The sequence below is a fragment of the Streptomyces sp. NRRL S-1022 genome (assembly GCF_000720135.1).
In the GTDB taxonomy this organism is placed as follows: domain Bacteria; phylum Actinomycetota; class Actinomycetes; order Streptomycetales; family Streptomycetaceae; genus Streptomyces.
Genome location: NZ_JOIU01000010.1, coordinates 162933 through 187711, shown reverse-complemented (window position 1 = coordinate 187711; position 24779 = coordinate 162933). Strand labels below are relative to the sequence as shown.

General features: G+C 70.0%; 21 protein-coding genes and 4 pseudogenes. 8 read left to right on the top strand and 17 right to left on the bottom strand.

The window, feature by feature from the left end:
* Positions 1-31: 31 nt before the first annotated feature.
* The 6 genes from IG05_RS0115710 to IG05_RS0115685 form a co-directional block, all read right to left on the bottom strand.
* Entirely contained in the window at positions 32-1717 is a 1686-nt protein-coding gene (locus IG05_RS0115710) for a ribonuclease J (protein ID WP_030343037.1), read from the bottom strand.
* A gap of 410 nt (positions 1718-2127) precedes the next feature.
* A complete protein-coding gene (locus IG05_RS0115705; RefSeq protein WP_030343035.1) occupies positions 2128-2454 on the bottom strand; it encodes an SCO5918 family protein in 327 nt (108 codons plus the stop codon).
* A 50-nt stretch (positions 2455-2504) separates the two neighbouring features.
* On the bottom strand, positions 2505-2909 hold the full coding sequence (locus IG05_RS0115700) for a CBS domain-containing protein (RefSeq protein WP_030343033.1): 405 nt from the start codon (positions 2907-2909) through the stop codon (positions 2505-2507).
* A gap of 46 nt (positions 2910-2955) precedes the next feature.
* Positions 2956-4437 carry a DEAD/DEAH box helicase gene (locus tag IG05_RS0115695; RefSeq protein ID WP_030343032.1) on the bottom strand — a complete coding sequence of 494 codons (1482 nt, stop codon included), beginning with the start codon at positions 4435-4437 and terminating at the stop codon, positions 2956-2958.
* A gap of 346 nt (positions 4438-4783) precedes the next feature.
* On the bottom strand, positions 4784-4987 hold the full coding sequence (locus tag IG05_RS0115690; RefSeq protein WP_004986771.1) for a cold-shock protein: 204 nt from the start codon (positions 4985-4987) through the stop codon (positions 4784-4786).
* Between the two features lie 811 nt (positions 4988-5798).
* Positions 5799-6398, bottom strand: coding sequence for a DUF6058 family natural product biosynthesis protein (locus IG05_RS0115685; protein ID WP_030343029.1), 600 nt, complete (start codon positions 6396-6398; stop codon positions 5799-5801).
* Between IG05_RS0115685 and IG05_RS0115680 the strand changes: the two genes are divergently transcribed.
* The 3 genes from IG05_RS0115680 (at position 6346) to IG05_RS0115670 (ending at position 7674) form a co-directional block, all read left to right on the top strand.
* Positions 6346-6774 carry a hypothetical protein gene (locus IG05_RS0115680; RefSeq protein ID WP_030343028.1) on the top strand — a complete coding sequence of 143 codons (429 nt, stop codon included), beginning with the start codon at positions 6346-6348 and terminating at the stop codon, positions 6772-6774. The genes IG05_RS0115685 and IG05_RS0115680 overlap by 53 nt on opposite strands.
* Positions 6775-6994: 220 nt before the next feature.
* The gene (locus IG05_RS0115675; RefSeq protein ID WP_030343025.1) at positions 6995-7279 is read left to right on the top strand and encodes a hypothetical protein; all 285 of its coding nucleotides are present in this window, start codon (positions 6995-6997) and stop codon (positions 7277-7279) included.
* Complete coding sequence (locus IG05_RS0115670; RefSeq protein WP_030343023.1) at positions 7276-7674, top strand: type II toxin-antitoxin system VapC family toxin; 399 nt, start codon at positions 7276-7278, stop codon at positions 7672-7674. Before IG05_RS0115675 ends, IG05_RS0115670 begins: the two co-directional genes overlap by 4 nt.
* Before the next feature lie 1216 nt (positions 7675-8890).
* Here IG05_RS0115670 and IG05_RS0115665 read toward each other — a convergent pair.
* From IG05_RS0115665 to IG05_RS0115625, 9 genes are all read right to left on the bottom strand, one after another.
* Positions 8891-10126: an alginate lyase family protein gene (locus IG05_RS0115665; protein ID WP_078894195.1), complete on the bottom strand. Its 1236-nt coding sequence runs from the start codon at positions 10124-10126 to the stop codon at positions 8891-8893.
* A gap of 79 nt (positions 10127-10205) precedes the next feature.
* Positions 10206-10997, bottom strand: coding sequence for a polysaccharide lyase family 7 protein (locus IG05_RS0115660; RefSeq protein WP_030343019.1), 792 nt, complete (start codon positions 10995-10997; stop codon positions 10206-10208).
* A gap of 75 nt (positions 10998-11072) precedes the next feature.
* Positions 11073-12248, bottom strand: coding sequence for a mandelate racemase/muconate lactonizing enzyme family protein (locus tag IG05_RS0115655; RefSeq protein ID WP_037813839.1), 1176 nt, complete (start codon positions 12246-12248; stop codon positions 11073-11075).
* Positions 12239-13216, bottom strand: coding sequence for a D-2-hydroxyacid dehydrogenase (locus tag IG05_RS0115650; protein ID WP_030343016.1), 978 nt, complete (start codon positions 13214-13216; stop codon positions 12239-12241). Before IG05_RS0115650 ends, IG05_RS0115655 begins: the two co-directional genes overlap by 10 nt.
* The gene (locus IG05_RS0115645) at positions 13213-14211 is read right to left on the bottom strand and encodes a hydroxyacid dehydrogenase (protein ID WP_030343014.1); all 999 of its coding nucleotides are present in this window, start codon (positions 14209-14211) and stop codon (positions 13213-13215) included. The genes IG05_RS0115650 and IG05_RS0115645 overlap by 4 nt, the downstream gene beginning before the upstream one ends.
* Entirely contained in the window at positions 14208-15416 is a 1209-nt protein-coding gene (locus IG05_RS0115640) for a hypothetical protein (RefSeq protein WP_051789863.1), read from the bottom strand. Before IG05_RS0115640 ends, IG05_RS0115645 begins: the two co-directional genes overlap by 4 nt.
* Positions 15417-15421: 5 nt before the next feature.
* On the bottom strand, positions 15422-16258 hold the full coding sequence (locus IG05_RS0115635) for a carbohydrate ABC transporter permease (RefSeq protein WP_030343013.1): 837 nt from the start codon (positions 16256-16258) through the stop codon (positions 15422-15424).
* Positions 16258-17121 (bottom strand): carbohydrate ABC transporter permease, encoded by an 864-nt coding sequence (locus tag IG05_RS0115630; RefSeq protein ID WP_158838879.1) that lies wholly within the window; start codon positions 17119-17121, stop codon positions 16258-16260. Before IG05_RS0115630 ends, IG05_RS0115635 begins: the two co-directional genes overlap by 1 nt.
* 213 nt (positions 17122-17334) lie before the next feature.
* Positions 17335-18798: an ABC transporter substrate-binding protein gene (locus IG05_RS0115625; RefSeq protein WP_078894193.1), complete on the bottom strand. Its 1464-nt coding sequence runs from the start codon at positions 18796-18798 to the stop codon at positions 17335-17337.
* A gap of 244 nt (positions 18799-19042) precedes the next feature.
* On the opposite strand from IG05_RS0115625, the gene IG05_RS0115620 reads away from it, so the two are divergent.
* Together IG05_RS0115620 and IG05_RS0115615 are read left to right on the top strand one after the other, a co-directional pair.
* Entirely contained in the window at positions 19043-19855 is an 813-nt protein-coding gene (locus tag IG05_RS0115620; protein WP_051789859.1) for a sugar phosphate isomerase/epimerase family protein, read from the top strand.
* A 144-nt stretch (positions 19856-19999) separates the two neighbouring features.
* Complete coding sequence (locus IG05_RS0115615) at positions 20000-21031, top strand: LacI family DNA-binding transcriptional regulator (RefSeq protein WP_234335868.1); 1032 nt, start codon at positions 20000-20002, stop codon at positions 21029-21031.
* A gap of 213 nt (positions 21032-21244) precedes the next feature.
* On the opposite strand, the pseudogene IG05_RS50255 reads toward IG05_RS0115615, so the two are convergent.
* Positions 21245-21364, bottom strand: a pseudogene (locus IG05_RS50255) (hypothetical protein); the annotation flags it as partial.
* Positions 21365-21424: 60 nt separating this feature from the next.
* Here IG05_RS50255 and IG05_RS50250 point away from each other — a divergent pair.
* The 3 pseudogenes from IG05_RS50250 to IG05_RS43675 all read left to right on the top strand — a co-directional run.
* Positions 21425-21592: pseudogene (locus IG05_RS50250) on the top strand (D-glycerate dehydrogenase); the annotation flags it as partial.
* 53 nt (positions 21593-21645) lie between these two features.
* Positions 21646-22038: pseudogene (locus IG05_RS0115610) on the top strand (SDR family oxidoreductase); the annotation flags it as partial.
* A gap of 42 nt (positions 22039-22080) precedes the next feature.
* A pseudogene (locus IG05_RS43675) lies at positions 22081-23033 on the top strand (L-idonate 5-dehydrogenase).
* A gap of 352 nt (positions 23034-23385) precedes the next feature.
* Here IG05_RS43675 and IG05_RS0115600 read toward each other — a convergent pair.
* Positions 23386-24714 (bottom strand): class I SAM-dependent RNA methyltransferase, encoded by a 1329-nt coding sequence (locus IG05_RS0115600; protein ID WP_030343001.1) that lies wholly within the window; start codon positions 24712-24714, stop codon positions 23386-23388.
* Positions 24715-24779: the final 65 nt, after the last annotated feature.

The window sequence follows — 24779 nt, the reverse complement described above, 5'->3', positions numbered from 1 at the left end:
CGTCCGGCCCCGGACGCCTGCCCGGTACGGCTCAGGCGTCGATGATGACGGGGATGATGAGGGGCTTGCGGCGGTGGGTGCGGAACGCCCAGTTCGCCACGGCGCGGGCGAGGAGTTGTTCGAGCTGGCGCGCGTCCCCGACGCCTTCCTCGGCCGCGGTGGCCAGGGTCTTCTCGATGACGGGGATGACCGGCTCGAAGGTGGCGTCGTCGTGGACGAAGCCCCGGGCCAGGAAGTCGGGGGCCTCGGCGAGGGCGCCGGTGTCCGCGTCGACGATCGCCACCACCGTGACGACGCCTTCGGCGGCGAGGGTGAGGCGGTCCTTGAGGGACGCCTCGGTGGCGCCGCCGACTTCCATGCCGTCCACGTAAACGTTGCCCGCGGGGACCTTGCCGGTGATGGACGCGCGCCCGTCGACCAGGTCGACGACGACGCCGTCCTCGGCGATGACGACCCGCTCGGGGTCGACACCGGTACGGATGGCGAGGTCGCCGTTGGCCCGCAGGTGGCGCCATTCACCGTGCACGGGCATGACGTTGCGGGGCTTGACGATGTTGTAGCAGTAGACGAGTTCGCCGGCGCTGGCGTGCCCGGAGACGTGCACCTTCGCGTTGCCCTTGTGGACCACGTGGGCGCCCCACCGGGTGAGCCCGTTGATCACCCGGTAGATGGCGTTCTCGTTGCCGGGGATGAGGGAGCTGGCGAGCAGGACGGTGTCGCCCTTGCCGATGCGGATCACGTGGTCGCGGTTGGCCATCCGGGACAGCGCGGCCATCGGTTCGCCCTGGGAGCCGGTGCACACCAGAGTGATCTTGTGGTCCGGGAGCTTCTCCAGCTCCTTGGTGCTCACGACCAGACCGGAGGGGACCTTCAGATAGCCCAGGTCACGGGCGATGCCCATGTTGCGGACCATCGAGCGGCCGACGAAGGCGACCTTGCGGCCGTGCTGGTGGGCGGCGTCCAGGACCTGCTGGATGCGGTGCACGTGGCTGGCGAAGCTGGAGACGATGACCCGGCGTGGCGCGGTGCGCATCACCTGCTCGATCGCGGGGTTCAGCTCGCGCTCGGAGGTGGTGAAGCCGGGTACTTCGGCGTTGGTGGAGTCGGTGAGGAACAGGTCCACACCCTCCTCGCCGAGGCGGGCGAAGGCGCGCAGATCGGTGATGCGGTCGTCGAGCGGGAACTGGTCCATCTTGAAGTCGCCGGTGTGCAGAACCATCCCGGCCCGGGTGCGGATCGCGACCGCGAGACTGTCGGGGATGGAGTGGTTGACCGCCACGAACTCGCAGTCGAAGGGCCCGAAGCCACGCCGGTCGCCCTCCCGCACCCGCACCGTGCGCGGCCGGATGCCGTGCTCCTTGAGCTTGGCCTCCAGGAAGGCCAGCGTCAGCTTGGAGCCGACCACGGGAATGTCGGAGCGCTCGCGCAGCAGGTACGGCACGCCGCCGATGTGGTCCTCGTGACCGTGGGTGAGGACCACGGCCACGATGTCGTCCAGCCGGTCCCGGATCGAGGTGAAGTCCGGCAGGATCACGTCCACGCCGGGCTGCGTCTCCTCGGGGAACAGCACCCCGCAGTCGACGATGAGCAGCTTGCCCGCGTGCTCGAAGACGGTCATGTTGCGGCCGATCTCACCCAGGCCGCCCAGGGCAATGACCCGCAGCCCTCCTTCGGGAAGGGGCGGTGCGGCTTTCAACTCGGGGTGCGGATGACTCATACCCTGACGGTACCCGGAGAGCGGGGCTGGTTGATCCATCACCTGTGCGGTCTCTTCCTCCCGAACAGGGCCGGGGCACCACAACGGGTGTCGGAGGGGCGGACCGGAGCACCGTCTCTGCGCGCCACGGCCCGGCCACGCGCGGCTGTAGCCCGCCGGTGCCGGCGGGCCCGCTCACCTCAGGCCGCGGCCGACGGACTCGTCGTCGAGACGGCTCAGCGACTCGTCCGCCGTCATCTCACCTCTCTGTGGAACGCGTGGCGGGGCCTTGGTGCCGTGTGGCACCAAGGCCCCTCAGGAACTGCGACACCAGCCGCCGGCCCTGGTGCTGCGCCGGCCTCCGGCCGGTCTGCGGCCACGCATCCGCGATCCCGGCGCCCACGCCGGTGGGCCGCACTGCTCCGTTCGGCTCACACCTGTCCGTAGGTCAGGCGGTCAGGGGGAGTGCCGAGCGGTGCGGAAGCCGGCTCGTACGGCCCGGCCAGGGGGGCGGACGCGGCGTCGGGGCCGGTGCGGCAGGTGAAGCCGAGTCGGGTCATGGCCCTGAGGACTTCGCCGGTGCTGAAATCGCGGCGGTCCTGGCGGGTGATGACCTGGCCGACCTGCTTGGCGGGGTAGTGGCGTCGCCCGATGACGACGAACTCACCGGTGACCGGCTCAGGAGTGACGTCCTTCATGGATTCCACGACGCCGCTCCTGGTCAGGTCGAACGGGAAGCGGGCGATGACACAGCGCATGATGCCTCCGGGCAGAGGAGAGGACGGGGCCGGGCAGGGGCGAGGGCGGTTCAGCAGGAGAGGGCGACGACGCCCAGGGCGCTGCCGTGTCCGTCGGCCACGGGCGGAGCCCCGAGCCGGCGGCAGCGCATCGCGCGCTCGGCTTCGGCCCTCGTGGCCGGGGGCGCGGCGAAGGGCCCGATGACGTCGGCGATGTCGCGCAGGCGGATCCGGTCCGTGTATCCGGAACCGTCACGAACGGCCGTGAGCCGGTCCCGGGTGACCAGGCCGGTGCCCGTACCGTCCTCGTCGCAGACGACCAGATGACCTGTACGGGCGGCGGCCATCACGGACAGTGCCACCTCCACGGTCATGTCCTCCCAGACCTGCGGTCCGGCCGCGTCCATGGTGTCGGCCACCGTGCCGTGCGCGGAGTGGGCGCTCGCCGGGCGGAACTGCGTCTGGTCCAGCGTCAAAGGGTGCCTCCTGCGGAGTTGGGCCGGCTTCCTGATCACCAAGGTTCTATGCCGCCGCACCGGCGCCGGACTGCCGTGCGGGCGCGCGGCGGGCCGCCGGGACGGCGCGGCGTCGGCCTCGCGAGGGGGCGCCGCGCTTCTTGGAGCGCTCGGCCACCGGTGCGGTGATGACGACCGGGATGCCGGAGGGGGCCTGGGCGCCGGTGATGCGGTGCAGGGCCTCCTCGCCGGCGCGGACCTGGGTGGTCTGCGGGACGATGCCGGCCGCTGCCATGAGACGGGTCATGCCGCGGCGCTGGCTGGGGGTGACCAGGGTGACGACGCTGCCGGACTCTCCTGCGCGGGCGGTTCGGCCGCCGCGGTGGAGGTAGTCCTTGTGGTCGGTCGGCGGGTCGACGTTGACGACGAGGTCGAGGTTGTCGACGTGGATGCCGCGCGCCGCGACATTGGTCGCCACCAGCACGTTGACGTGCCCGGTCTTGAACTGGGCCAGCGTGCGGGTGCGCTGTGGCTGTGACTTCCCGCCGTGCAGGGCGGCGGCCCGTACCCCGCTGTTCAGGAGGTGCTCGGTGAGACCGTCGACGGCGTGCTTGGTGTCGAGGAACATGATCACGCGGCCGTCACGTGCGGCGATCTGGGTGGTGGCCGTGTGCTTGTCGGCGCCGTGAACGTGGAGCACGTGGTGCTCCATCGTCGTGACCGCGCCGGCCGAGGGGTCGACGGAGTGCACGACGGGGTCGGTGAGGTAGCGGCGCACGAGCAGGTCGACGTTGCGGTCGAGAGTGGCGGAGAACAGCATGCGCTGGCCTTCGGGGCGGACCTGGTCGAGGAGGGCGGTGACCTGCGGCATGAAGCCCATGTCGGCCATCTGGTCGGCCTCGTCGAGGACGGTGACGGAGACCTGGTTCAGCCGGCAGTCGCCGCGGTCGATCAGGTCTTTGAGGCGTCCCGGTGTGGCGACGACGACCTCGGCGCCACCGCGCAGCGCGCTCGCCTGCCGGCCGATCGGCATTCCGCCCACCACCGTGGCCAGCCGCAGCCTCACGGAGCGGGCGTACGGGGCGAGCGCGTCGGTGACCTGCTGCGCCAGTTCACGCGTGGGCACGAGGATCAGCCCCAGCGGCTGCCTGGCCTCGGCGCGCTGCCCGGCCGTACGGGCCAGCAGCGCCAGCCCGAAGGCGAGGGTCTTGCCGGAGCCGGTACGGCCACGGCCCAGTACGTCGCGGCCGGCGAGGGAATTCGGCAGGGTGGCGGCCTGGATCGGGAAGGGTACGGTCACGCCGTTCGAGCTGAGCGCACCCAGCAGCGCCCGGGGCATGTCGAGATCGGCGAAGCCCTCCACGGCGGGGAGCGCGGGAGTGATCGTTTTGGGCAGCGCGAACTCCCCCTGGACCGCGGCGGGCCGACGTCCAGGACCACCGGAACGGCTCCCGGCCGACGAACCGAATCGGCGGCTGCCACCCCTTCCGGATTCGGCACTGCCGTTACGGGTGCGGGCGAAGCGTTCGTTCGTGCGTGTGCGGTTCATGCGGAACCTTCCTCGATGCGGCACATGTCAAGGAATTCCCGCAGCGATCAGCAGCACAGAGAATTGCAAGAATGAGCCGGTGGAATGCGAAAGCTCATCTGACCGACGAAGAATCTGTGCGGGCACAGGAGCTGGATGAGTGGTGCGCACGGACGCGGCGTTCGGGAGTCCAGCGCGATGAATCCGGGCAGGGATGCGTACACCCCTGAAGGATGCTCCGTATGCGGTGAGCCTACGGGCTTCCTGGTTGTCGTCCGCAGGCGAAAACACTGCGGGAAAATGCGAGTAGCCGGGGCCCGCACCCCGAAGGACGCGGGCCCCAGCTACAAATACGCGACAGTCAGCGTCAGGCGGGAACGATGTTCTCGGCCGTCGGGCCCTTCTGGCCCTGCGCGATGTCGAAGCTCACCTTCTGGCCCTCCAGCAGCTCGCGGAAGCCCTGGGCGGCGATGTTCGAGTAGTGGGCGAACACGTCGGCGCCGCCACCGTCCTGCTCGATGAAGCCAAAGCCCTTTTCCGCGTTGAACCACTTCACGGTACCCGTAGCCATGTCATTTCTCCTTTGGGGCAGTGCATCGGGATCCGCACTGCGCGGACCCCGTGTCGCCGCGATGATCACCCCGTCCGGAAAAAGAGCCGGATAACAAAAGCGCTTCCCGCGGCACAGGTGCCGACCGGAAGGCGCTTGAAGTTTGGGAACCACAACTGCAACTGACATCGACAGTAGCATGCCGCAGCGGTCTGTGTACGGTGCAGAATCCCACTCCGGTTAATGCGACAGAGAATCTGTCCGGCTGTTCCGTTGAAATCTCTGCTCGCGGGCACAGATATTGACCCGGCGGGAGCGCAGCGTCTCGGGAGGCATCACCTGCGTGCCGTCGGGCCGGCGGTCACTGCGCGGGGCAGGTGGCGCAGCGCCTGGGACAGGAGCCGGTAGCGCAGACTCGGGATACTGATCGTGCGACCGCGTTCCAAGTTCTTCAGGGCCGCGGAGACCACCTGCTCGCTGGTCAGCGGCCTGCGAGCTGGGGGAACGGGCGCGCGGGCCGCCGGAGACCGTGCTGAGCCGACCGACCTCCGGCCATCAGGTGGACGCGGTACAGGCGTATCCGCACCGAGCGGCAGAGGAGCACGCTCGTGTGGTGGTCATCGGAGCCGTGTCCTCGTTCGGCCGGCAGGGCGCCATGTCACCGTGCACACCACGAGCCCGTCGAGCCGGCTCGCGCCGCAGTTCGCCGCTCTCGGTGTGGACGACCTTCGTCTGGTGCGCCCCGCGTTCACCCTGCGTCGGTGAGAACACCCATGCGGGGTCCGCCCGGCCACGGTGGCGGGCCGTGAAACGCGCCGCCCACGACTCCGGGTCACGGGCGCGGGAAGCGGGCGCGCACGGCGTCGATGCAGGTGTCCCGGGACGTGGGTCCGCCGAACCGGAGACGGTCGTAGGCCGTGAACGCCGGTTCCAGCGTGTCGAGTTCGTCGACCAGAGCGTGCAGCCGGTCCAACCACCGCGCTGACCTCGCATCCGGCTCGTTCGCTGCGGCACCGATCGCGGTCGTCAGGTGATCCTTGCGCTGAATGGCGGCCGGGGTCACCGAGTGCAGGCACACGTACTGTCCGCTGAGATACGCGTTCCACTCCGCCTTCCCGGCGACCGGGTCGGCCCAGTGAGCGGTGAACCACGCTTCGAGCAGCTCCACCCCGCCGGCTTCGTCGGCGAGAGCGAACAGATCGGCCGGCACCATCTCCGCACCGTCGGAGCGCAGGTATCCCGGAAGCGGCAGACGCTGCTCCAGCATCAGCCGGCGGACCGCATCGGCATCACGGCCATGGACTGCGCACAGTTCCTCCAGAACAGCGAACTGCGCGCTGACGTACACGTCGTCGGCATCGGTCATCGGATGGTCTCCGTTGATTTCGCGGAACCGCTCGACGAGCTGCTGCTTCAGGTCCGTCTCCGGCATCGGGTCGCCTCCGGCGTCACCAGCGCGGGTCCCTCCCGCTCAGGACCTGGCACGGTACCGGCCGGACGGTTCGGCGCTCACCGAACCATCGCGTCCGTTCGCCCTGGCCGCCCCGGACCGCGGCGGACACGCCCGGGGCGCCGCACTCAAGGCGGTCACCGGCCTGGCCGACCCCGGCCACATCGCCCTCGGCGGCCACCTCGCCAACTGGCCGCCCTGGCTGAGGCCCGGCATCGACGCCCGGCTCGGGCTGCGCCGGACCGTCTTCCTGACCCCCGTCACCGTCATCCCCGAAGCCCTCGGCGCCGACGCCGCCCTCACCGCCGGACGCGAACAGATCCTCGCCAACCCCACGACCGCACCCCGGAGCAGGTGACGCCGGAACGCGACGGGCGGCCCACCGGACCGAGTGCGGTCGACACTGTAAAAAAACCGCAGTTCAGCGACTCGCGAGGCACAAAACGGACTCAAGATCAATGTGGATTACGTGCGCTACGGGCGCTTCGTGCAGCCTCTGACGCAGAACCGAAGGGCAATCGAGGCTCTGCGCCGCCGTGGATCTCGCCCTATGGCATTTGAAATGCCATACTCGTGTCATGGCTGACGACGACACCGACTTCCTTCCCGGCGACGGTCCCAGCAGTGGTATCTCCGTCTCTTTGACCGCCGGCACCCTGCAAGCGATCCGCGAGCGGGTCGGCAAGCGGGGCGTGTCCGCGTACCTGGAGAAGGCCGCGCAGCGGCAGATCGAGCGTGACAACCTCGACGAGCTGATCGCCGACTTCGACAAGACCCACGGCCCCGCCGATCCCGAGGGCGTGGCCGCCAAGCGGGCCAGGCTCACCGGCGGCACCTCATCGGACGCCGGGGCGGCCGCGTGAGCGGCGCGCTCGTCCTGGGCAGCGAGGGGCTGGCCAAGGCCGTGCAGCGCGACCGGGAAGTCCACGAGTGGCTCACCGCCGCTCGCGACGCCGACCTTCCGGTGCTCACCTCGGCTGCGGTGCTCGTCGAGGTGATCCACCCTCGGATCAACGACGCCGCCCTGAAGTGGACGCTGTCGCGGCTGCGGGTAGAGCCGGTGACCCAGGCGATCGCCCAGTCCGCTACCGCCCTGCTGCGCAGGGCCGGACTGCACGGCCACAAGTACGCCATCGACGCCATGCTCTGCGCCACCGCCCTCGCCCAGCCCGGCCGCGTCACCATCCTGACCTCCGACATCGAGGACATGGTCATGCTCACCGCCGACCACCCGCGCGTCACCGCGGAGAAGGTCTGACTCCCGATCCGCAGGAACGCCTGGACGAGCGGGGCGACCGGCACGTCCGGGGAGATGACCTGCGAGCCGAAGTGGACGGCGACGAGGTCGAGACCGGGTGAGACGAAGAGCCGCTGGCCGTGGGCACCGCTGGCCACGCAGGAGCCGCAGGGGCCGTTCGGGATCCACCACAGGCCGTGGCAGGAGAGCGTGGCCGGTGAGTCGGGCGGTGCGGCGGGGAACCGGACGCGCCGGGGATAGCCGTCGGGGACGCCGCTGGTGATCGTCGTCGCCACTTCCTCGGGTACGACCTGCCGGTCGCCGACCGCTCCGCCGCAGCGGGGCATCTCGCCGAGCCGGGCGACGTCACGTGCCGTGGCGCTGAAGCCGCCGCACGCCGCCTCGACGCCATCGCCGTCGAGGATGTAGTAGGACTCGCTGACCCGCTGAGCTCACCACCCCGGTTGCCCGACGTCCCGACCCGCGAGCCGACGACCTAAGGCCCTTCCTCGGGCACTGGAGCCCTTACGGACCGACCTATTGAACTCGGCCGAGTTTCCTTCAAGTTCCGGCAAAGACAGCCCGGCGGGAACGCGCCCTCCACCTGGCATGACCTGCATGATCAATCAGGTGACATCCCGTCAGGAAGAGCGTCATTTCAGCATCAGGACAGCCCCCGTAACGCCCACACCGCACACAATGCCCACACACAAAACCGCAGGTCAGCGGCCCTTTTCGGCAGGCTCCAGGATCGCCACGCACTCCACATGGTGCGTCATCGGGAAGGTGTGCAGGTTACCCCAGTCCCGGGAAATATGCAGATCAGAGACGTTATTGAGGGCGGAATTCAGGCCCCCTGAAGAGCCTCGTGCGTCAAACGTGCGTCACTGCCACAGCCGTGCGTCAGATGCGCCCGGATCCCGATCGATGCCAGGAGCGCAGGCTGCGCCGTGGCAGACCGTGCCGCTGCGACTGTGCTGGTTGCCGTCTCCCTCTCTCGAACCGCGGCGGAATCGAGGGGCCAACGCCAGACGCCCCTTACCACTTCACTTATCCCCGATGTCGCACTGACCTCAACAACAAAGAGACGCGAGCGAAGCCAGTCACCGGCCTGCGCCTGCGCATGCTGCGTGAACCACTTAGGAGGCTTGACGGCCTCCGGCGGAAGTTCGATGCGCCGACACGGTGTGACTGCGATCAAATCCTCATCAACCGCATCGCGCAGCGTCGGAGGTGCTCAACCGCTTCGCCGCGAGCTGAGCCCGAACGGCCGACGCGTCCCGCCCGCGGGTGCCGGTCGGGCCGCTATGGAGTCCAGTTGCTCGGCCGCCGGGCGTAGCGCCCACAGGTCACCGCCGGGCGGTGCCTCCAGGAGGGGGACGGCCTGCTGTGCCCGTTCGTCTCCCGCGTCGGCCGCGGCGTGGACGACGTCGGTCGCCGCGTACCGGAGGAACTCCATCTCCGGGTGCGGCCAGGCGGCGGTTCCGGTCGCGGCCGGGAGCAGGTAGTCCACGGCCTTGAACAGGCTCTGCCCGTCCGGTCCCCGGTAGTCCCACAGGTTCACGTCGACGCGCTCCCCGATCGCCGCGAGCCGGGTGTGGGCGACCAGGTCGAATGTCGAGTAGTGCCAACTCCTGGTCCGGGTCAGCTCCTGCGGCTGGCTGCCGTCCGCCGCGATCTGTGGGTCGATGCGCTTGACGCGTGCGTCGAGCACGGTCCGTCGGGCCAGGTCCTTGTCGCCGGTCGCGTACGCGAGGGCGGCGAGCTGCATGTCGTGGAAGGTGCCGTGGTTGTTGGCCGCCGTCTCCTCCTCCTTGCCGAAGTCGCTGTTCCTCAACCAGTCGAGGAAGTCGGAGTTCCACCGGGACATCACCGTCCGGTCGGCCCTCGTCCAGCCGGGCGCGCCCGTGTCGAGGATCGCGACGGCGTCGACGACGCTGGTGTACGACTGCGAGAAGTCGATGACGCCGATGGCGCGTCCGTCGTACTTGCCGGGGATGAACTGGGCGTGGTTCAGGTGCGGGTTCATCCGCGTGGCCGGGTCGAGGAACCAGGTGCGCAGGACCAGGGCCGCCTTCTCGGCGTACACCTGCTTGCCCGTGTAGTACCAGGCCAGGGACAGGTCGTACGTCGAGTCGAAGACCTTCTCGAGGTTCTGGCGGTCGGTTCCGGAGTCGACCTCGGGGTTGCGCTGTCCGTCCCGTTGGACGTACGGGCAGCCCCAGGGGTTGTCGGCCGTCGGAGCCTCGGTGGGCCACCAGTAGGGGGCCTGGCTCAGGTAGTCGTGGACGTCGCCGCCGGGTGCGGGCCTGGGCTTGTCGACGACTGTCCAGGGGCCCTGGTCCAGCCACCGGTCGGCGCGGGCCGTCAACGCCTCGGCGGCTCGCCGCAGTTGCGGGTCGCCTTGCTCCAGGCGGACCCTCGCCTGCTGCAGCCGGGTGCCGTCGAGGACGGCGGTGTCCGGGGCCTTCATTGGTCAACTCCGATCAGCCAGGTGAAACAGGGAGCGAAGGCACGAGGCCGCCCTCCGCAGGAAGGGCGGCCCCTTCACCTCAGCTGTGCGTCACTTTCACTCCGTACAGGGCGACCTCGCCGTAGTTCGAGGAGTCGCACGGCGAGGAGTTGTTGCAGTTCGCCTGGGTGTAGTCACCCGCCTTGAAGTAGCCGCTGTCGAACGCGGCGGCCACGGTGGCCTTGAGGGCACCGTTGTAGTAGACGTCGACCTTTCCGTCGTGGGCCACGAACTTCCCCTGGAAGCGGGTCCCGAGCTTGTAGTTGGAGGTCACCAGCTTGTAGTGGGTGGTGTTGTACGAGGTGATGTACAGGCTGGTCCCCTCCAGACGGAACGACGTGACGTCGCTGTCGGAGTCGTGTATCTGCCCGGCCATCACGTGCGGCTTGGTCTTGGGGAGGTGAGTGATCGCCTGGTCGACGACCATGGTGTGGGTGCCCGATGTGGACGGCCAGCTCCTGGTCGCCGTCCCGTCCGCGTTCATCTCCCGCAGCTCGGACCGCGGGTAGCCGGAGTTGCTGGTGGTGGCTCCGCTGACGGCGGCTCGGAGCAGGATCGCGTTGCAGCTCGCGTTGGTCGTGAACCAGGGCGCCTTGGCATAGGTCGCCAGAGCGGGCTGGAAGATCTCCTGGGGTGAGCCGGTGCTGTTGGGGATGGGCAGCTGCAGCTTCCAGGCCTTGCTCAGGCCGATGGCCGCGGCCGGCGCGGGGCAGGCGGCGGCGTTCGCCGACGCGCTGGGTACCGCGGCCAGGACGCTGACCGCGAGTGCGGGTGCTGCGAGCAGGCAGAGAGCGCGGCGGTGAGACCGGCGCGTTGTCGATCGACTCTTCATGAGCGGCTCCTTCGTGTGACGACACGTCTCCATGTCAAGGTCATGACAGTCCCGGAAAGGTCATGACGGTCCAGGTCATGACAGATCCAGCTCTCGTACGATCCCTTCGTCGATGCCGATACCGAGGCCCGGGCCTGACGGCACCTCGGCCACCCCTGCGCGGACCTGGATGACAGGGCCCGTGGCGTAGGGGCTGATCAGGAACTGCCGACCGTTGAGGTCGGCGGGTGCGATGAGGTCGTGGGCCGCGAACAGGTGCAGCGAAGCGGCGAGGCCGATGTCGGACTCGGTCAGCCCCGACCCCATCAGGGCCACGCCGCAGTCCTCGGCCAGCTGGCACTGGCGCAGGGCCAGGGTGAGCCCGGCGCAGCGCTGCACCTTCGCGACGGCGATGCCGATGGCGCCCATCCGGACGAACGAGGCCAGATCCGTGGGGTGCCGCAGGCTCTCGTCCACGGCGATGGGGACGGGGCTGAGATCGCGCAACCGGCGCAGTCCGTCGATGTCGTTCGCGGGCAGTGGTTGTTCGAGGGCGGCGATGTCGAGCGGTGCGAGGCTGCGGGCGAGACGGAGCGCGGAGTCCTGGGTGCCGGCCTGGTTGGCGTCGACGATCAGCCGGGCGTCGGGGGCGGCCTCCCGTACGGCCGTCACGCGGGCGACTTCCGCGGCCTCGTCCTGACCGGGTGTGAGTCCTGTCTTCACCTTGAAGTGCCGATAGCCGTCGGCCTGTCCCTCCGCGACGGAGTCTCTGACGGCAGCCTCGTCAACTCCCGTGACGACCCAGCAGAGTTCGACCGTGTCGTGGCGACGCCTCCCCCACAGCTCGCCGAGGCTCACCCCACGCGAACGCGCCAGGGCGTCGTGCCAGGCGACGTCCAGGGCGGCCCGGGCCAGCGGCATTCCGGTGGACCAGCCACGCCGGATGGCGCGGTCGCAGGCCAGCACGAGCCCGTCGAGGTCCCACAGCGGCAGACCGGTCGCGGCCGGCGCCAGGTAGTAGGTCAGGGTGGACACGACGGACTCGGTGGTCTCGTACGTCCAGGACGGGATCGGTGTCGCCTCGCCCCACCCGGTGCTCCCGTCCGACGCCGTGACCTTGACGAGTACGCGGACGGCGGGCCGGCCCCGGGTGGTGACGCCGCCTCCCGCGACCGCGAAGTCCCGCAGCGTCGGCAGGGCCACCGTGAAGGTCTCCAGGCGCTCGACGGTCACGGCGGCGCGGAGGTCGGCTTCCGGGGTCGTCAGAACCATAGCGACTTGTCCACCACGTTGATCAACGGCCGTCCGTCGGCGAACCGTTGCGCGTTCTCCGCGAGCACCTCGAACCGTCGCTCCGCCGCATGCGGTCCCACCCCGGCCACGTGCGGGGTGATCAGCGCTCTGGGATGGCGCCAGAGAGGGTGCTCCGGCGGCAGCGGCTCCCGCTCCAGGACGTCGAGGGCAGCGCCCCGCAGACGTCCCGTGTCCAGGGCCGCGACCAGGTCGTCGAGACGTACGGTCGGACCGCGGCCCACGTTGACCAGACAGGCCCCGTCCTTCATCGCCGCCAGCCGGCGCGCGTCCATCAGCCCCTCCGTGTGGGGGGTGTGGGGCACGGCGAGGATCACGATGTCCGCAAGGGGCAGTGCGCGATCGAGGGCGTCCGGCGGCAGTACCCGTACAAAGCCGGGCGGCGCAGCGGTGACCCGGGCGTCGATGCCCTCCACCTGGGTGCCGAACGCGGCGAGCAGTCGTCCCGTCTCGGCACCGATCGCACCCGTACCGACGATGAGCGCACGCGCCTCGGCGAGCGGCACGACCGCCCCGTCCGACCAGTCCGGCGCCCAGGTGGCAGCCGTCTGCTCGCGTACGTAGCGGGGCAGCTGCCTGGCGAGGGCCAGGACCAACGCCATGGTGTGCGCGGCGACATGGTCGGTGTAGGTGTCCCGCATGTTCGTCACCTCGACCGGATGACGTACGAGCGCGGGGTGGTAGAAGCCGGGGGGCGGACCGGCCTGGGGAGCCTGTAGCCAGCACAACTGCTGTGCCACGTCGAGGAGTTCGGGCGTGAGCGTGCCGTACGCGGCGTCGGCGTCGACCAGCGCGGCGCGTACGTCCTCGGGGGTTTCGGGACAGAGCACCTTGATCCCCGGCACGGCCAGGCCGAGCCGTTCGGGCCAGGAGTGGGTCTCCGCCGGCAGGGGCGGGACCATGACGAGGGTGTACGGGATTGTGGTCATGCGGCATGCTCCATCGACACGGCGGCCACCTCGTGCCGCAGCGGGCGCTTGGCGACGTACCGGGCCAGTTCCTCGGCCATGGCCGCGCCCAGCAGGCGCCGTTCCGGACCGAGGCTGCCGGCCAGATGCGGCGTCACCACCACGTTGTCCAGCGTGAACAGCGGTGAGCCGGGGTGGGGCGGTTCGGGGTCGGTGACGTCGAGCACGGCGAACAGGTCGGGCCGCTCTCCGAGTACGGTGACCAGCGCAGGCTCGTCCACGAGGCCGCCGCGCGCGGTGTTGACGAGCGTGGCGTCCGGGCGCATGGACCGCAGCAGCTCGGCGTCGACCATGCCGCGGGTCTCGTCCAGCAGCGGGGCGTGCAGACTCACCACGTCGCTCTGGGTGAACACGCCCTCCAGCGTGGTCGGTTCGACGCCCAGCACACGGGCGTCGGCGTCGGACACGTACGGGTCGTGGGCCACCACGCGGACACCGTGCCGGGCGAGCAGACGTGCAGTGGCCCGCCCGGTGGCGCCGAGTGAGACGAGCCCGACGGTGGCGCCCGCGGTGCCGAGTTCGCTGCGGCGGGGCACCGCCACGGCCGTACGGCGCGCGGTCAGGACGTAGCGCCAGCCGTGCTTGAGCGCGTACAGGATCTGGGCGAGCGTGAAGTCCGCGACCTTGTCGGCGATCACCGCTCCGCCGGAGGTGACCCGCACCCCGCGCGCCCAGGACTCCTCGGTCACCAGCGGCCGCACCGATCCGGCGGCGTACAGCACGAGAGCCAGCCGCGGTGCGCTGTCCAGCAGTTCGGCGGTGAGCCGGGGTGCGCCCCAGCCGGTGACGAGCACATCGACGTCGGCCAGCACGTCCGCGGACAGGTCCGTCGCGGAGAGCCGGGGCCGCTCGATCGTCAAGTGGCGTTCGATGTCGGCGCGTTCGCCCGGCCCGTACACGTCGTCGAAGAGCGCCGGGTCCATTACGTACAGTCCGGTGAGCCGCTCGTCCGTCATGCTGCTCCCTCCGTTGTCCGGGTGGCTGTTCGCGCGTTGGCCGTGCGCAGGGCTCTCAGTCGGGCCGGGGAGGCCAGGCCCGCGTGGTAGTAGCGGATCTGCCGCGCCCCGGCGGCCAGCAGCCGTGCCACCCGGCCGGCGAGTTCGGCGGGCCGCTCTTCCAGCACGGACACATTGGCGATCACCGGCCGTGCGCTGTCCCGGACCGCTGCCTCGACGCGGGCCACGGACCGGTGAACGTCGTCCCAGCACTTGATGACGACGGCTGTGGCCCGGCCGCCGAAGCGGGCCAGGTCGAGCCCGCTGTCCGGGCCGGTGACCTGCGGGTCGCCGTCCGCCATCAGGAGCAGTTCCCGGCCGGGCGCCACCGCCGCCACCTGCCGTGTCAGGTCCTCGATCACCGACTGGCGATGCCGCAGTACGGCTTCCGCCGCCCGCTCACCGAGCGACTCACCGAGCGTGCCGGGTGCGCGTACGCCGTTGCGCAGCTCGGCGTCCACGGTGCGGCGCACCGCCTGCGCGACACCGTCGGCGTCTGCTCCGGCGGCCTCGATTCCCTTGCGGCAGGCAGTGCACAGGCAGATCGACAGCAGGGTGCGGCAGCCCTCGCTGAGGTCGGCGCCCGCCGTCTTCTCGTGGTGGCTGCCGTGCTCGAAGCCCAGCCATCCGCAGGCTTCGAGCATCAGCGCCGGTACCTCGACGGCGTCGTACCGTACGCAGAAGGAGCGGACCAACTGGGTCGCGTACGCTGTCACTTCGGGCTTGGCGGGGCAGAGGGCGTACGTGTATCGCTGGTCGAAGGCGTTGCGCACCGTCAGGTCGGGTGCCCGCTCCCCCATCGCCGTGCTGTGGGTGAGCACCAGCCACGCTTCGACGCGGAGTCCTCGGCTACGCAGGGCCGTGGCGGCCGTGCCGAACCGGTCCGCGGCGTCCACGGCCCAGTTCGGTGTGGCCGGTCTCAGGCGCGAGCCGCGCCAGTCGCGCGGGTCGAACGGGAAGTATGCGGCGGCGTGCGTGGCGTGGACCGTGCGGTGCGCCGGGTGGAAGGGCGTCATGGCGCGCACCGAGTGGTAGGCGGCCTGCAGGACCACCGCTTCCACGCCGAGCGAGGCCATGCGTTCGGCCGCGGCCGGGTCGCCCACCAGGTCCCAGGTGTAGGCGAAGGTGCCGCTGAGGTCGGCGGAGCTGGACGGCTCGGTTGTCACGGGGTTCACTCCTTGGTGGCGCCGGCCAGACCGCGCACGAAGTAGCTCTGGAAGAAGATGAAGACGATCAGCATGGGAATGACGGACAGGGTCATTCCGGCAGCGAATCCCGTCCAGTCGACGGAGTGCTCCCCCTTGAACGACAGCATTCCGACCGCCAGGTTCTGCAGATCCGGCTGGCCGAGTGTGAAGACCAAGGGGATGTTGAACTCGTTCCAGTTGCTGATGAACTGGAAGATGACGACCACCGCGATGACGGGCTTTGCCAGCGGAAGGACCAGCCGGAACGTGCGCAGGAATCCGGCACCGTCGAGCTTGGCCGCGTCGAACAGGTCCTTCGGCACTCCGGAGAAGAACCCGATGAAAAGCAGCACATAGAGGGCGCCCGCAGCGCCGGACATGGCCAGCACGACCCCGGCGCGGGTGTTCAGCAGGCCGAGACTGTCCACCAGGACGAACTGCGGAATGATGATGGAGGCCACCGGGACGAACAAGGTGGCCACGATCAGGCGGTGCAGCGTCTTTCGTCCCGGGAATTCGTAGCGGGCCAGAATGTATCCGCACAGGGCGGACTTGAACAGTTCGACGACGGTGGATGCGACCGCGTACAGCACCGTGTTGAAGAAGAACTTGGAGAATCCGGCGTCCACCCACGCCCGGCGGAAGTTGTCGAAGTTCCACTGGTCGGGCATGAGGCCGGCGCCCCCGGTGAAGAGTCCCGTCTGCGTCTTGAACGCCCCCGCGACGACCCACAGGAACGGATAGACCCAGATCAGACCCACCACGATCAGCAGGGGCAGCGCGATGAGGTTGGCTCGCGCGGGCCGTGACAGACGCGCCATCAGACTCCGTACTCCTTCCGCAGCTTCTGCGCCCGGCGCACGAAGAGGCCCTGACTGGTCACGAGGAGGAACGCCATGACGGAGAACAGCAGCGCGGCCGCCGACGCGTATCCGTACGCGAAAGGCATCGAACCGAATGCCTGCTTGTAGATGAAGTACGAGACCACGTAGGTGCTCGTGCCCGGACCGCCGCCGGTGAGCGTGACGACGAGTCCGAAGACGTGCATCGCGTTGACCAGAGCGAGCATCACGATGACCACGGCGACGGGACGGATCATCGGAAGCGTGATCCGGGTGAGCTTCTGCCATTCATTGGCGCCGTCGAGTTCCGCGGCTTCGTAGAGCTCTTCGGGCACGTTCTGCAGAGCAGCCATCCAGTAGATCATGTACTGCCCGAAGACCTGCCAGACGGAGATGAGGATCAGCGCCAGCATCGCGGTCCAGCGGTCGGCGAAGACGTCGGGCGTGCCGTCGGTCAGACCGAGTCCGTGCAGCGCCGAATTGAGCGCGCCGTTGGAGGGATTGAGCAGATAGGTGAAGATCAGACCGGCCATGGCGACGGGGATGATCAGCGGCGCGAAGAACACCGTCCGCAGCGCCTTCTTCCCCCGCAGCCACTTCCTCGTCATCACCAGCGCGGCAAGCAGCGACAGTGGCAGCTTGATCAGGGTCGTACCGAGGGCGAACAGCAAGGTGTTGACGACGGCCTGCCAGAAGAGCGGATCGCCGAGGATGCGGCTGTAGTTGTCGCCGCCGACGTAGTTCTCGAGCGGTCCGATGCCCGACCAGTCGAAGAACGAGTAGTAGACCGTCGCGGCCAGCGGCCAGAGGGTGAAGCCGAGATAGAGGACGAGAAAGGGCAACAGGAAGGCCGCCACCCACAGCCGGTCGAGTCCCTTGGCACGCTCTCGGTTCTCTTCGGGCGGGCTCGACCGCCCGGGTCGGCGCGGCGTCCTGCTCGGGCGGGGCGCGGTGGTCGGGGCTGCATCTGGCGGACGCGGGCTGGTGGGGGCAATCGCCATGTGAGGTCCTTTTTTTGCGGTCCTGGCCGATGTCCGTCGTTCAGGGCGGGAGGGCTAGTCGGCCGGGCGGTAGTCGGAGGTGTACGACCAGTCGGGGAAGGTGAAGCAGTCGAGGGAGACCTTCAGGCCCTGGGCCGCTTCCTTCTCGAGCTGGGTCTTGAGGGTCTTCTGACGTTGCGCGACCAGCCGTTCGGCCTCCGGCTTCAGCGACTTGCCGCCGCTCAGGGCCCCGGACATCGCCTCGTACTCCCAGGTGGGCCGCTCTCCGATGGCCTTGACGTAGGCGGTGGACTTCACCAGGTCTGGGCACTTGGTGACCGGGAGCGGCAGATCGACCCGGTAGCCGGGCCGGTCGGCGATCTGCATGATCTGCTGCATCGCCGGGTCCTTGATGTAGCGGGCGTTGTCAGCGAACGCCAGCGTCCCGAAGCCGCTCTGCAGGTACTGCTTGGCGAAGTAGCCGTCGGGCTGGGTCATCCAGTCGAGGAAGGTCCAGGCGGCCTTTGACTGCTTGGTCTGCGCGCTCACCCAGTACTTGTTGCCGTCGGGCTGACTCCACAGGGCGCCCTTGGCCCCCGAGTCGGGGACGGGGTGCGCGGCGACGGAGTACTGGGAGGAGTCCATGCCGAGGGTCTTGAGCACCGAGGGCAGCCAGGTGCCGTCCATCGTGATTCCGGCCTGCCCCGCGGCGAACTGCTGCCGGGAGAAGTTCTTGTCGTTGGTGCCGGGCGCCAGATAGCCGTCCTTCTTGAGCTCCTGGATGAACCCGAACACCTTCTGCGCCTGCGGTTCGGCCAGCGAGAACGTCCCCTTCCTGTAGTCGAAGAACCAGTCGTTGATCGTGTACTCGCCGGCGGCGAGGGCGTAGAAGGTGCGCTGGAGGTCGGTGTCCTTGCTAGGTGCCGCGATGCAGTACGCCTTGGTCTCGGCCTTGATGCGCGCGCAGGTGCTCTTCAGCTCGGACCAGGTCGTCGGCGGCTTGGCGGCGTCGAGCCCGGCGTCCTCGAAGACCTTCTTGTTGAGGAACATGTAGCCGGGGCCCCAGTAGGTGCTCTCGGACAGGGGGAACCCGTACGTCTTCCCGTCGAGTTGGTTGACCCCGTCGACGAACGACCCTTCGGGCCATCGCTTGGTGAAGTTCGCGGGCAGCGCGGAGCCCCCGTTCAGCGGCTGGATCCACTTCTGTGCGAGCAACTGCGACATGGCCAGCGGACCGTTGTCGCTCCAGTAGAAGATGTCCGGGCCCTGACGGCTCTGGAAGGCCAGCGGAAGTGTCCGCTTGTACTCGTCCTGGGCGATCGACTGCCACTCCACGGTGATGTCCGGGTGCTGCCGATGGAACTCCTCAGCGACCTTCTTGTGGAAGTCCGTCTGCTCCGCCGAGTAGTCCCAGATCTTCAGGGTGGTGCCGGAGGAGCCGGAGCTCCCACCGCATCCCGCGAGCAAGGGCCCCACCAGCAGTGGCGCGAGCGCCAGCCTGCCGATCCGGGCTGCTCCAACTCTGCGTCCTGTCCCCATCGTCAGCTCCCGCTGTTTGGACGTGGCGCCCCGAGCGGCTCTCGGGACCGAGGCGCGGATGACGTTAGGGATTCCCTGGCATCTGAGCAAGCGTTTTCACAAGCTCAATTTTTGACTCACTCGGCAGGCCTTGAGATATAGGGGCTCTGAGCTGGCAGTTTATGTGAGCGACCGATCTCCGGCACGGCATGAGGTTAGACTCAGGGAGCGCTTTCACAAATGAACCCATCGGGAGGAGCACGCTTTGCATGTCCTCGTCCTCACCAAACCGTTCGGCGCCCTGCCGCCCGGGGAACTGGCCGCCCGGTTGGCGGAGGCCGGCGCGGACGGCGCCGATCTGCTGGTCAGGGACGGCCAGACGGTCACGCCGAGCACGTCACGGCGGCTGGCGAAGACGGTACGAGCCCTGCGTGCCAACGGGCTTGACCCCGGCCTCGTCAGCACGGACCTGACCTCGGCGGACGGTGAAGCCGAACGCGTCATCGGGCACTGTGCCGAGGCGGGCGTGCCGCTGATGCGCGCCGGGTTCTACCGCTACGACGCCGGACTCGACCACGCCTCCGAACTGAACCGGGCCCGCCGCGACTTCGCGGGCCTCGCCGAGCTCGCCGCCCGCCACGGCGTACGGCTCGTCCTCGCACTGCACCACGGCACGCTGCACCCCTCGGCCGCACACGCGGTCCGGCTGCTGGCGGGCGCGGATGTCCTGGTCCACCCCGACCCGGGCAACCAAGCCAAGGAGGGGAGCGAGGACTGGCGGCTCACCCTCGACGTGCTGGGCGGGCCGGAGCGGGTGGGCTGCGTGGGCGTGAAGAACGCGGTGTGGAGACCGGGCGAGGCGCGGGGATCCTGGAACTGCGACTGGCAGCCGCTCGCTGACGGGGGCGTCGTCCCCTGGCCCACGATCCTGCCCGGCCTCACGGACCTCGGGTACACCGGCCCGTTCTCCCTGCACGTCCACTACCCGACCGACGACCCGTTCGCGGCGGTCCGCCGGGACCTGGGTTACCTGCGTGGACTGCGGTCCGAACCGAGAATCACATCGTCCGCACGCTGAGCGACGAACTACGCTGGCGGCGGACCGACGGCGACTGGGAGCGGGATTTTGGCAACGTCGAACGTACCGGAGATGGCGGACGATCCGAGCACATCCACGGAGCCGGACCTCCCGCACGACGGAATGCCCGAGTCACCAAGCGCCGTGAGTGGGACCGTCACCGGGAAGGCGGCCCGCCAGCGGCGGGTGACGATCACCGACGTCGGCACGGCGGCCGGGGTCTCCACGTCCACCGTCTCCCGGGTCCTCAACGGCACGGCCCGGGTCGACCCCGAACTGGTGCGCCGGGTGCAGAGCGCGGTCGCGGATCTGGGCTACCGGCCCAACGCCGCCGCCCAGGGCTTGGCCCGCGGTGAGGCCGGCGCGATCGGAGTGCTCGTCCCCGACCTGTCCAACCCCTACTTCCCCGACGTCCTCAAGTCCGTCTCCGCCGTCGCCCGCTCGCACGGGCGGCGCGTGATGGTGATGGAGTCGGACGAGGACGCGGCGAGTGAGCACGAACTCGCCGAGGACCTGATGCGCTGTTGCGACGGTGTGCTGCTGTGCTCCCCGCGCATGGACCGCGCCGCGCTCGTCGACCTGTCACTGCGCGGCCACCCACTGGTGCTGGTCAACCGGATCGTCCCCGGGCTGAGCATCCCCTCAGTCTCCGTCGACTTCTACGGCGGGATGACCCTGGTCTGCGGTCACCTCACCCAGCTCGGGCATCGCCGGCTGGCGTATCTGAGCGGCCCCGAGGCGTCCTGGGCCAACGCCGAACGCATCCGGGCCTTCGACGCCGCTGCGGCCTTCGGGGTCGACGTCACGGTCATCCCCTGCGGCCACACGGCACGGCACGGGTACGACGCCGCCGACGCCGTGCGCGATTCCGGGGTCACCGCCGTCGTCGCGTACAACGACCTGGTGGCGCTCGGCGCGATGACCGCGCTGGAGGAGTCGGGCCTACGGGTCCCCGAAGACATGTCCGTCATCGGCTGCGACGACATCTCCCTCGACGACCTGCCCGGTACCCGCAGACTCACCACGGCCTCACTGGCCCGGCACGAACTGGGCCGGCAAGGAGCCCAGACCCTGGAGGCGCTGATGGCCTCCCACGCCGACACCGAACCCAGGGTTATCCGCATGGAACTGCGCGTTCGCCACACCAGCGCACCGCCGGCGGTCCTCCCGGGCTGAACCGTCGGCCGGCGGCCGGGACGGCGCCGGCGCCGTCCCGTAACGTGGTGCGCCGTGGAAGCGCGTCACCACGTGACGGGAAGGCTCCTGACCCGGAACACCAGCGAGTCGGTGTGGTGCTCGATGTCGTCGAAGGGGGACCGCGAGCCGCAGGTTCGGGAGGCGGCGGAACAGGGCGGACTGCGCGAGACCGAGCTCGATGCGGGCGAGTTGCCGGCCGATGCACTGGTGCCTGCCGTGGCCGAAGGCCAGATGCGGTACCGGCTTGCGGCGCAGGTCGAGTTCGCCGGCGGGCCTACTCCGCGCCGACCCGATGCGGAGCGGGCCGCTCATCTGCTCCGGGAAACCCCCAGACGGAGGCCCCAACCGACCCGGCTGTCGGAGGCGGCGGACGTGATCGCCTGGCCGGGGAGCGGCAAGCCCGCGGCCGCGCAGCTCGCCGAGTCGGCGCTGGGCGTCGGTGCGATCCCGGCTCTGGGCAACGACCCCGTCGACGCGGCGCTGATGGAAGCTGCCGGGCCCTCGCTGGAGGTCGTCGCGCTGGCGAGCATGGGCTTCGGGGCCGCCGCGGCCGAGCGCGGCATCGTGGTCACCCACACGCCGGGAGTGCTCGCGTCGGCCGCGAGGTCGCGCGGCGCGTGGCTCCCCGGGGTCACGGCAAGATCGTCTACATCTGCTCGCTCCAGAGCGAGGCGGTCCGGCCGGGCATCGCCCCCTACTCCACCACCAGGGGCGGCCTGAAGACGCTCACCAAGGGCATGTGCGCCGATCTCGGCCCGCTCGGCATCCAGGCCAACGGAATCGGCCCCGGCTACTTCGACACCGAACTGACCTCCGCGCTCGTCGCCGACGACGAGTTCAGCGCCTGGGTCCGCAAGCGGACCCAGGCCGGCCGCTGGGGCGACGTCGGCGGCCTCGTCGGCGCGCTGATCTTCCTCGCCTCCCCCGCATCCGACTTCGTGGGCGGGCAGGTGCTGTACGTCGACGGCGGCATGCTCTCCGTCCTTCGACCCCGTTCTGCGACCCTTCCTGCGACCTCTAGGAGCCCCATGCACGCATGTGTCGTCCACGGAGCCGGCGATCTACGGATCGAGGAGCGGCCGTACGACGGTCCCGACCCCGGTGAGATCGCGGTCGCCGTCGCCCTCGGCGGCATCTGCGGATCCGACTTGCACTACTACCGCCACGGCCGGGTCGGTGACTGCACCGTCCTCGAGCCGATGGTGCTCGGCCACGAGATCGTCGGCCACGTCGCCGCCCTCGGGCCCAGAACCGCGGGACCCGCCGTAGGCACCCCGGTGGCCGTCCACCCGGCCACCCGGCCACCCGGTGCAGCCGGTGCGCCGAATGCGCCGCGGGCCGCCGCAACATCTGCGCGAACACCCGCTACCTCGGCAGTGCCGCCCGGACCCCGCGCGTCCAGGGCGGCTTCGCCCGGCTCATCACCGCGCCCACCGCACAGATTCGCGTGTTGCCGCCCGAACTCGCCTTGAACCGCGCAGTGTTGGCCGAACCACTGTCGGTGGCCCTGCACGCCGTGCACCGGGCCGGTGACGTGGCCGGCAGGCGGGTGCTGGTCACCGGGGCCGGGCCGATCGGCTGCCTGGTGACCGCCGTCCTGAGCCACCGGGGCGCCGCCGAGGTGATCGTGAGCGACCTCCTCGACACCCCGCTGGGCATCGCCGTGGCCTCGGGGCCACCGCCACGGTCCGGGCCGACGCACCCGACGACGGGGCCTGGGCGGAGCCCTTTCCTCGGTCTGCTGCCGCCCCGTGAGGTCCCCTTGCTCGGCAACGTCGCCGTGACCCGCGAACTGGAGTTGCGCGGCGCGTTCCGCTTCGACACCGAGTTCGACGAGGCGATCACTCTGCTCGCCCGGGGTCTGCCCGTCGACGCGATCGAGACCCACACGTTCCCGCTCTCAGAGAGCCGAGCCGCTTTCGACATCGCCCATGACCGGGCCATGGCCTCCAAGGTCCTGCTCGACCTGAGCGGGGTATGAGCGGGACCTCCGCACCCCCGGACCACCACCGCCGAGTCGAAGGACCAACTGCCGGGCGCCACGGCAGACCGACTGGGCCTCGGCCGTGCCGTGGAAGTCGGCGGGGCGTCGGGCTGCCCCCGAGGAGGTTGGTGAAGGCCTGATCACGTCGTGCGGCGCAGCCAGCCGACTCGTCTCCGCACCTGCTCTACGCCCTTCATTCGTGCGTCACGCCGCAAGAACAAACGGGCTCCGCCACCGCCACGCGCCCTCCCCCTCAGGCGAATGCGCAGGTCACGCGTCGTCGTCCGCCTTCATCTGTTCCCACCCCGCGAAACAGGTCGAGCCCGCGAAAGAAATCGGAAACCGCAGGTCAAGAGCCCTTTCCAACGGGTTCCAGGATCGCGACGCACTCCACATGCGCGGTCATCGGGAACAGATCGAACGCCCGGAGCGTCCGCACCCGGTACCCGCCCTCGCGGAAGTACCCCAGGTCCCGGGCCAGCGCGGCGGGATCGCAGGCGACGTAGGCGATGCGGCGGGCGCCCAGGGACGCGAGGTGGGCGACCGTCTTGCGGCCGGCGCCCGCGCGGGGCGGGTCGAGGACGATGAGGTCGGCCTCGGTGATGCCGGTGCGCGGCAGGACCGACTCGACCTTGCCCTGCTCGATACGGACCCGCGGGAAGCCGGCCAGGTTGTGCCGGGCGTCCTCCACGGCCCGCTTGCCGGACTCGATGCCGAGCACCGCGCCCTGCTCGCCGAGGCGGTCGGCGAGGGCGCCGGCGAAGAGGCCGACACCGCAGTAGAGGTCGAGGGCCGTCTCGCCCTTGCGGGGCAGGAGGCCCTGCATCACCGCCGTGACGAGCGTGTCGGCCGCCTTCGGGTGGACCTGCCAGAAGCCGCCGCTGCCGACCCGGTAGGTGTGGTCGTCGGCGCGCTCGCGTACGAACGCGCGGCCGTGGACGCGGTGGACCCCGCCGTCCCGCTCGTCGACGCGCATGACGGAGACGGGCCTGTCGAGCTCGACGAGGGGCAGTCGGGCGCCGGGGCGCGGCTCCAGGATGACCATGCGGTCCTGGGACCCGGTCGCGGCGATCGCGTCGACGGAGGCCATGCCGGTCCAGTCCCGCTTCTCGATGCCCAGCTCGCTCACGCCCGCCGCCGCGATCATGCAGTGGTCGATGCGCTCGACCTCGTGCGAGCGGTGCCGGCGCAGACCGGCGTGGCCCTCGGCGTCGACGGCGTACTGGACGCGGGTGCGCCACTGCGGGACCTGGCCGGCGGGCAGCTTGTCGCCCTCGGCCGGAACCACCGTGCCGTCCCAGCCGGCCTCCTCGGGGGTGAGGCCGGCGAGCCGCAGGAGCTGCTCGGCGATCACGTCGGCCTTCAGCCGGCGCTGGGCGCCCGGCTTGGCGTGCTGCCAGTCGCAGCCGCCGCAGCGGCCGGGGCCGGCGAAGGGGCAGGGGGCCTCGATGCGGTCCTTGGACGCCTCCAGGATCCGTACGGCGTCCGCGCGCAGGAAGCGGGCGCCTTCCTCCCCCTCGGTCACCCGGGCCACCACCCGCTCGCCGGGCAGCGCGTGCCGGACGAACAGCACCTGGCCCTCGGTCGTACGGGCGATGCAGTGGCCGCCGTGGGCGACGGGGCCGATCTCGACCTCGTACTCCTCCCCCACCAGCGACTTCTTCGGTTCTGCGGGCATGGTGGGGTGACTCCAGATCGAGAGCGGGGGCGGCCCGCACCGGCGGGCCCGACAACAGCCCACCA

Bases quoted from the DNA above. Each gene is read 5' to 3' on its own strand.
- IG05_RS0115710 (WP_030343037.1), bottom strand. From the start codon at position 1,717: ATGAGTCATCCGCACCCCGAGTTGAAAGCCGCACCGCCCCTTCCCGAA.
- IG05_RS0115705 (WP_030343035.1), bottom strand. From the start codon at position 2,454: ATGCGCTGTGTCATCGCCCGCTTCCCGTTCGACCTGACCAGGAGCGGC.
- IG05_RS0115695 (WP_030343032.1), bottom strand. From the start codon at position 4,437: ATGAACCGCACACGCACGAACGAACGCTTCGCCCGCACCCGTAACGGC.
- IG05_RS0115690 (WP_004986771.1), bottom strand. From the start codon at position 4,987: ATGGCTACGGGTACCGTGAAGTGGTTCAACGCGGAAAAGGGCTTTGGC.
- IG05_RS0115685 (WP_030343029.1), bottom strand. From the start codon at position 6,398: ATGCCGGAGACGGACCTGAAGCAGCAGCTCGTCGAGCGGTTCCGCGAA.
- IG05_RS0115675 (WP_030343025.1), top strand. From the start codon at position 6,995: ATGGCTGACGACGACACCGACTTCCTTCCCGGCGACGGTCCCAGCAGT.
- IG05_RS0115665 (WP_078894195.1), bottom strand. From the start codon at position 10,126: ATGAAGGCCCCGGACACCGCCGTCCTCGACGGCACCCGGCTGCAGCAG.
- IG05_RS0115660 (WP_030343019.1), bottom strand. From the start codon at position 10,997: ATGAAGAGTCGATCGACAACGCGCCGGTCTCACCGCCGCGCTCTCTGC.
- IG05_RS0115655 (WP_037813839.1), bottom strand. From the start codon at position 12,248: ATGGTTCTGACGACCCCGGAAGCCGACCTCCGCGCCGCCGTGACCGTC.
- IG05_RS0115650 (WP_030343016.1), bottom strand. From the start codon at position 13,216: ATGACCACAATCCCGTACACCCTCGTCATGGTCCCGCCCCTGCCGGCG.
- IG05_RS0115645 (WP_030343014.1), bottom strand. From the start codon at position 14,211: ATGACGGACGAGCGGCTCACCGGACTGTACGTAATGGACCCGGCGCTC.
- IG05_RS0115635 (WP_030343013.1), bottom strand. From the start codon at position 16,258: ATGGCGCGTCTGTCACGGCCCGCGCGAGCCAACCTCATCGCGCTGCCC.
- IG05_RS0115625 (WP_078894193.1), bottom strand. From the start codon at position 18,798: ATGGGGACAGGACGCAGAGTTGGAGCAGCCCGGATCGGCAGGCTGGCG.
- IG05_RS0115600 (WP_030343001.1), bottom strand. From the start codon at position 24,714: ATGCCCGCAGAACCGAAGAAGTCGCTGGTGGGGGAGGAGTACGAGGTC.